General features: G+C 65.1%; 7 protein-coding genes. All 7 read left to right on the forward strand.

Features of this window, described 5'->3' with window-relative positions; translation table 11 throughout:
• The first annotated feature begins 475 nt into the window (after nt 1–475).
• Nucleotides 476–1,219, forward strand: coding sequence for a hypothetical protein (locus tag GF399_11180; GenBank protein ID MBD3400875.1), 744 nt, complete (start codon nt 476–478; stop codon nt 1,217–1,219).
• A gap of 246 nt (nt 1,220–1,465) precedes the next feature.
• Nucleotides 1,466–3,190 carry a CTP synthase (glutamine hydrolyzing) gene (gene pyrG / locus GF399_11185; protein MBD3400876.1) on the forward strand — a complete coding sequence of 575 codons (1,725 nt, stop codon included), beginning with the start codon at nt 1,466–1,468 and terminating at the stop codon, nt 3,188–3,190.
• A 279-nt stretch (nt 3,191–3,469) separates the two neighbouring features.
• Nucleotides 3,470–3,796, forward strand: a complete 327-nt coding sequence (locus GF399_11190; protein MBD3400877.1) for a hypothetical protein — start codon at nt 3,470–3,472, stop codon at nt 3,794–3,796.
• Nucleotides 3,796–4,566: a hypothetical protein gene (locus GF399_11195; GenBank protein ID MBD3400878.1), complete on the forward strand. Its 771-nt coding sequence runs from the start codon at nt 3,796–3,798 to the stop codon at nt 4,564–4,566. The genes GF399_11190 and GF399_11195 overlap by 1 nt, the downstream gene beginning before the upstream one ends.
• Entirely contained in the window at nt 4,559–5,092 is a 534-nt protein-coding gene (locus GF399_11200; protein MBD3400879.1) for a nitroreductase family protein, read from the forward strand. The genes GF399_11195 and GF399_11200 overlap by 8 nt, the downstream gene beginning before the upstream one ends.
• Nucleotides 5,093–5,095: 3 nt before the next feature.
• Nucleotides 5,096–5,677 (forward strand): hypothetical protein, encoded by a 582-nt coding sequence (locus GF399_11205; GenBank protein MBD3400880.1) that lies wholly within the window; start codon nt 5,096–5,098, stop codon nt 5,675–5,677.
• Between the two features lie 93 nt (nt 5,678–5,770).
• Complete coding sequence (locus GF399_11210; protein ID MBD3400881.1) at nt 5,771–6,349, forward strand: hypothetical protein; 579 nt, start codon at nt 5,771–5,773, stop codon at nt 6,347–6,349.
• Nucleotides 6,350–6,862 lie beyond the last annotated feature (513 nt).

Raw genomic sequence — 6,862 nt, forward strand, 5'->3', positions numbered from 1 at the left:
GAGTTCTTCACCGACCTGGGTTTCTCCGCCGCCGACGCCCAGACCAACGCCGGCAAAGCCAAGCCCGCCGGGACCGACTACTTCGACGACGGCACCGTCGAGTACCGGATGACGCTCAACCTGGGCGGCGAGGGCGGCCTGACCGCAGCCTTCGGTGTGGAGCTCGTCGAACGCTAGTCAATCCCGCTCCTCGAGCTGCGAATACGCGAGCTGCGAATACGAAGGGGCGGCCCCACGGGGCCGCCCGACACCGTTGAGTGGCTTCGTCGAGAGAATCCCCCGACAGCGGCGCTACTTTATCTCCAATTCGGGGAATAGGAATGTGGCGGTGTTCACCCTTCACCCCTTGTGGATCAGTTCTGATCGAGTCTTAACCTTGGCATACCGCTCGGCAAGATGACCGGGATTCTGCCTTGCCTGACCAGGATGGGTCGGCTAATATCAATTCTGGTTTCATTCAAAAAAAGGAGGAACCTTGCGCATTACGCTGATCACCCTGTTCTTCGTCAGCCTGGCCCTGGCCGGTACCGGCGGCCCCGACGGCGGCGGCTACTACTGGTACGACCAGGACGAAAACACCGACTTCTTCAACGACAACTGGGTCGACATCTCCGGCACCGGCACCCTGATATCCTCGGGCTGGTGGGACGACGATTTCGGTCAGGCCGGCAGCATTTCCTGGGACTTCAACTTCTACGGCTCCAGCTACAGTGACATCTACGTCAGCGAGAACGGCGCCGTGGTCTTCGAGGACACCAATCCCCGCTATTTCGGTGCTTACGGCGACGATCACTTTCCCGGCGACCATTTCGTCAATACCATCATCGCCCCCTTCTGGACCGATTTTGCCATTCACAATAACGGCGAAATCTTTTTCCAGGATTTCGGCGATCGCTTCGTGATCATGTGGCAGGATATCGACGACTGGAACGGCAACCTCTGTACCTTTGAATTGATCTGCTGGGAGGCCCCGGACAGCTCGACCGCTTCAGACGTGGCCTTCCTCTACGACTTCACCCCCAATGGCCCCATAGCCGATTATTACGTCATCGGGATGCAGGGCGACAACACCACGGGCACCGAGCTGGAGTATGCGATTTTCAAGGGAGGCGAGCTCGTCAATCCCACCGAGTGGTACCTGCTGAGCCCGGACGAGGACTACTTCGGCGGCAGCAACGTCGTGCCGACCAGTTGGGGGCGGATCAAGGCCCTGGACTAACGGGCTGGTTCGCACCACCCTGGTTCGCAGCACCGAGAATGACAGCGTCATTCGGGGAGGGTCCGCACCCTCCCCGCTCATTACCTCGGGGCTGAAAAAAAGCTGCTGACTCGACGCTCGGTTTTTGCTATCCTAAACTCCCGTAAGATAACTTCATCTCGGTCCGCGACCCGTCGAGGGTTCTGCGTACCGTTGAAGTTCCCGCCGAACACCCCCGCCCCCGGAGCCAACCCGCCGGAGTCAAGCATGGAAGAGGCCTTCGATTTCCAGACCATCTCCACCCAGACCGACGATTCCGAGGACGTCGATTACTTCCCGCCGGCCTACCGCATCGGTCGCACCAAGTACATCGTCATCACCGGCGGGGTGATGAGCGGCGTGGGCAAGGGCGTCTTCAGCGCCTCGACGGCCAACCTGCTCCAGCACTACGGCTTCTCGGTCAGCCAGATGAAGATCGACGGCTACCTCAACTACGACGCCGGGACCCTCAACCCCTATCGCCACGGCGAGGTCTTCGTCCTCGAGGACGGCACCGAGTGCGACATGGACCTGGGCACCTACGAGCGCTTCCTGGCCGAGAACCTGTCCCGGGACAACTACCTGACCTCGGGCAAACTCTACACCCACGTGTTGGAGAAGGAGCGCCGGGGGAAGTACCTGGGCCGCGACGTCCTGGTCATCCCCCACGTGACCGGGGAAATCAAGAACTTCATCCGCACCCTGGCGATCCGCAAACCCTACGATGTGGTGTTGATCGAGATCGGCGGCACCGTCGGCGACATCGAGAACCTGCACTTCATCGAGGCCGCCCGCGAGCTCTACGTCGCCGAGGGCCGCGAAAACGTGATGTTCTGCCACGTCACCATGCTGCCCTACAACGAGGCCTCCGGGGAGCAGAAGTCCAAACCCACCCAGCACTCGGTCAAGAAGCTGCTCGAGACGGGCATCCAGCCCGACATCATCGTCGGGCGCTGCCCCGTGGGCATCCAACCCAAGGTGCGCCAGAAGATCTCCCTGTTCTGCAACGTGCCCCAACAGAACGTCATCAGCTCGCCCGACCTCTCCAGCATCTACATCCTCCCCCACCTGCTGGACCGCCAGGAGCTGGCCACCACCATCTCCCGGCGGCTCAAGCTCTCCCTGCCGATGCCCGTCAGTCGCCGGGAGCCCCAGCCCCCGCTGGCCCCCTACATCGAGCACTACAAGGCCGAGAACCTGCCGACCATCAAGGTGGCCATCACCGGCAAGTACGCCACCCTCAAGGATTCCTACGTCAGCATCGTCAACGCCCTCGAGCACTGCGAGGTGACGACGGGCTGCCGGATCGAGGTCGCCTGGATCGAAACCACGGAGATCTCGACGGCCGCCGACGTCGAGCGGATGCTGCCCGACGACGTCGCCGCCGTCATCGTCCCCGGCGGCTTCGGCGCCCGGGGCGTCGAGGGCAAGATCCAGGTCATCCGCCGCTGCCGCGAACAGGGTATCCCCTTCCTCGGCATCTGCTACGGCTTCCACTTCGCCGTGGTCGAGTTCGCCCGCCACGTCCTGGGACTCGACGGCGCCCACACCACCGAGGTCAACGCCAAGACCGCCCACCCCGTCATCGACCTGCTGCCCGAGCAGCGCAAGAAGCGCAAGCTCGGCGGCACGATGCGCCTGGGTGGGCACGCCGTCAAGCTCAAGACCGAAACCGCCGCCGCCGCGCTCTACGACGGCGCCGCCCAGGTCGTCGAGCGCTTCCGCCACCGCTTCGAGTTCAACAACGACTTCCGCGATGCCTTCGAGGAAGGCGGGATGCGCTTCTCCGGCTCGACGCCCGACGGGGAGATCATGCAGATCCTCGAGCTGCCCGGTCATCCCTACTTCATGGCCAGCCAGTTCCACCCGGAGTACACCAGCCGCCCCCTGACGCCCAACCCGCTGTTCCTGGGCCTGGTCAAAGCGGGGTTGGAGCAGATCACATCGGCGTAGGGACATGGCCGCCGGCTAACGCTGAGCCGCCGACGGGGTCATGCCGCCCCGTCGTTTTTCAATGCTCTTCGACCCAGCCCCGGCGCCGTCACGCTTCTTGCTCACCGAGTTCACCCGGCTCTGCGGCCGGGTGAACTCGGGCAACAAGCGCGCCGGCGCCTCTGCGCCTTTACCCGCGTGACCCCGTAGTCTATAATGACGTATTCTTAGACAGTTGTTAAGGAAGTTAGCCGCAGACCATCGTCTGCATTACATCGGGAAACAATCAGGGGTAATCCGATGTCCTACTACTGCAGGGAGTGGAAGAGCAGTTATGTTAAGGTGGAACTGAAGCCGCCGGGGCTGCGGCGGCGGGGGGACTTCTTCGTCGTCGAGGGCGTGGTGGAGAACGTCGGCCCCTGCATCCTGCGCCACCCGCAGTTGAAGCTCTACCTGCGTTACGCGGGTTTGCCGCGGCCGTTGCTGCAGGACGTCTTCCACCTGACCGAGCGGGCGCTGCATCCGGGTCGGCGGGCGCCCTTCCGCCTGGAGGGTGAGTACGAGGAGGCGATGATCCCGGGCAGCGCCAGGGTGGAGCTCTGGCTGATCGAGGACGGGAGGCACTGATGCTGCGACGAGCCTTCCGCATGCTGGACCCGGAGCGGGCGCTGGCGCGGATGCCGAAGCTGGAGCCGGTGCCGGGAAGCGCGGGCTGGCGGGAGTACATCGTGCTGGGCGACCGGCGGGCGGTGATCCAGCGCGGCGACGTCATGCTGCTAACGGGCCAGCGGGTGGACGAGATATCCGAGCTGTTCGCCGCCGCGGTGACCTACTTCACCCGCTCGGTCTACTATCACGCGATGGTCTACGACCACGCTTGGCGATTCTGGCACGCCTTCCAGACGCGGGTCTTCCGCGCCGACGTACCCGGCTTTTTTTTCAACGAGACCGAGGTGGCGCTGAGCTGGCTGCGGCCCGGTCGCCGGGACGGCCGGCCGCTCACCAAAGCGGACACGGCGCGGGTGATCAACTTCTGCCGGCGCCAGAACGGCAAGAAGTACGACCTGTGGGCCAACGCGGCCTTTCTCTTCCGGGCCGACGGGATGATGTGGATCCCGGCCCGCATCCGGCCGATCCTCTGGCGACTGTTCCAGGACCGCAACTGGCTGCGCAACCCCAACCGCTGGCACTGCTCGGAGCTGGCGGCGGCGGCCTGGCTGGTCGGCGCCGGGGTGAGTTTCGTCGACGGGATGAAGCAGAAGGTCTTCGTCTCGCCGGCCGACATCTACGATTCGATCTATACCGAACTGGTCTGCACCATCAAGCTCAGCGGCGGGGCCTTCGAGCTGCTGACCGCCGCGGGCGCAACCGAAGGAGACTCCGACAGCGATGGCTGAAGTTAATCCGGTTATCGAGACGATTCTACAGCGCCGCTCCTGCCGCAGCTACGACGGCGGCGGACCCGACGAGGAGGAGCTGGAGCTGCTGATCGACTGCCTGCGCCGGGCGCCCTCGGCGGGCAACCGCCAGCCCTGGCGCTTCCACGTCGTCGAGAACGACGAGCTGCGCGGCGAGCTGCGCCGGGCCGGAGGGCAGAAGATGATCGAGAAGGCGCCCGTGGTCTTCGTCATCTGCGCCCTGCCCGGCAAATCCGCCAAGGCTTACGACGAGCGCGGCCGCGAGCTGTACTGCATCCAGGACACGGCCTGCGCGGGAATGAGCCTGCTGCTGGCCGCCGACGCCCTGGGCTACGGCGCCTGCTGGGTGGGCGCCTTCGAGGAGACCGCCGTCGCCCGGGCCCTCGAGCTGCCCGAGGATGAACGGCCCGTGGCCCTGATCCCCGTCGGTTCGGGTAAACCGGGGATCCTGGGGCTGAAGACCCCGCGCCGGGGCGCCGGCAAGACCGTCCGGCGCTGGAGGTAAAGCATGAGCGAATCCAGCAAGCGCCGCCAACCGCTGAAGCCGACCAGATGGCAGCCGCCGCCCCTCATCGGCCAGGCCCTGCTGCTGACTACGGCCTCGCCGAGCGGAGAACCCCACCTCGAGCCGACGACCCGGGTCTGTCCGCTGTGCGACGATCCGCCCCTGGTCGGGGTGGCCCTCGACGACGGCACCCTGGGCTGCCGCCAGTTGATGAAAACCAAGGGCTTCGTCATCAATATCGTCTCCGCCGAGCTGGCCCAGGTCTGGTGGGCGGCGGGTCACGAGGGCTATCGCGGACTGGAGCGGATCAACCGGCTGGGGATCGAGCTCGAACCGGCGGAGACCGTCGCCGCGCCACGGATCGTCGAATGTCCCGCCCAGCTCGAATGCCGCCTCGAGGAGCGCAAGAAGCTGCCCGGGGCGACGCTGTTCATCGGACGGGTGACCGCCTACCTGCTGGCCTCGCGCGTCGAGTACGCCGCTACGGCGCGGCAGCGGCTCAAACTGCTGGACCCCTGCTTCTGGCTGCGCGGCGAGGAGGACCTCTACAGCTCGCTCAAGCAGCCCCGCCGGGTTCAGGGTTAGGACCTCGTCGGCACGAGTCTTTATCCCGACGGGCCGCCGGGTGTATACTGGCCTGCGCCGCCTCACCTATCCACCACGGCAAAGGAGACCCCCATGCGCCGCACCGCCCTCCTCGTCAGCCTGACCCTCGCCCTGGCCCTGACGGCGGGCTGCGGGGTTTCGACCACCGAGCGTCTAGGACTGCCCCAGCTCAAGACCGTCGACTACGTCGACGTCGAGCGCTATCTGGGCACCTGGTACGAGATCGCCCGCTATCCCGCCTCCTTCCAGGAAGGCTGCGTAGCCACCACGGCGACCTACACCCTGCGCGACGACGGCCGCATCGACGTCCTCAACCGCTGCCGCCAAGACACCCTCGACGGCGAACCCGACGAGGCCGAAGGACTGGCCCGAATCGTCGATACCGCGACCAACGCCAAACTCGAGGTGACCTTCTTCCTGTTCTTCTGGGGCGATTACTGGATCATCGACCTGGCCGAAGACTACAGTTGGGCCGTCGTCGGCCACCCCGGCCGCGACTACCTCTGGATCCTCTCCCGCACACCCAGGCTGGATCCCGAGATCTACGACGGCATCCTGGAACGACTCGTCGAGCAGCACTACGACCCCGAACGCCTGATCGTCACCCCACAGCACTCGACGGCGATTAGCGAACACGGCGCAACGGACTAACCGGCCCGCACCGCCGCGTCCGCGAAGTCCCCCCAGAACCTCACGGGCCTGCGCCCGTGACCGACCGGAACCGGCACGGTTTTTGCGGAGGCGGACCGTTATCGCCGGCCTAACGGTCGCCGAGATGCAAAAACCGTGCCGGTTCCGGTCGGCGAAGACGCCGGTACCCCCCGGACGCGGCGGTGGGTACGCGAACGGATGCGCCGCCCAGCGCAGTATCAGCTTATCTCGATACCGCCCGTGGTCCGTTGCCCGTCTTGCCAACGGCCCCATTTTTCGGTTAGCATTATCAGGCTTTAGTTTGTTGAGCGAGTGAATCATGGGAGGTCCATGCAAACGTCCATGCAAACGTCCATGCAAAGGTCCATGCAAACGTCCATGCAGACGTCCATGCAGACGTCCATGCAAGCGGGTACGCTGAACCCCCTCGAGCTGAGCCGGCGGCGGAGCCATCCCGCCCTGCGCGGAGTGGTGCGTGTTGCCGCCGCCGTCGCCGTCCTGGCGCTTTCGGCC

Source organism: Candidatus Coatesbacteria bacterium, assembly GCA_014728225.1.
Lineage (GTDB): Bacteria > RBG-13-66-14 > RBG-13-66-14 > RBG-13-66-14 > RBG-13-66-14 > WJLX01.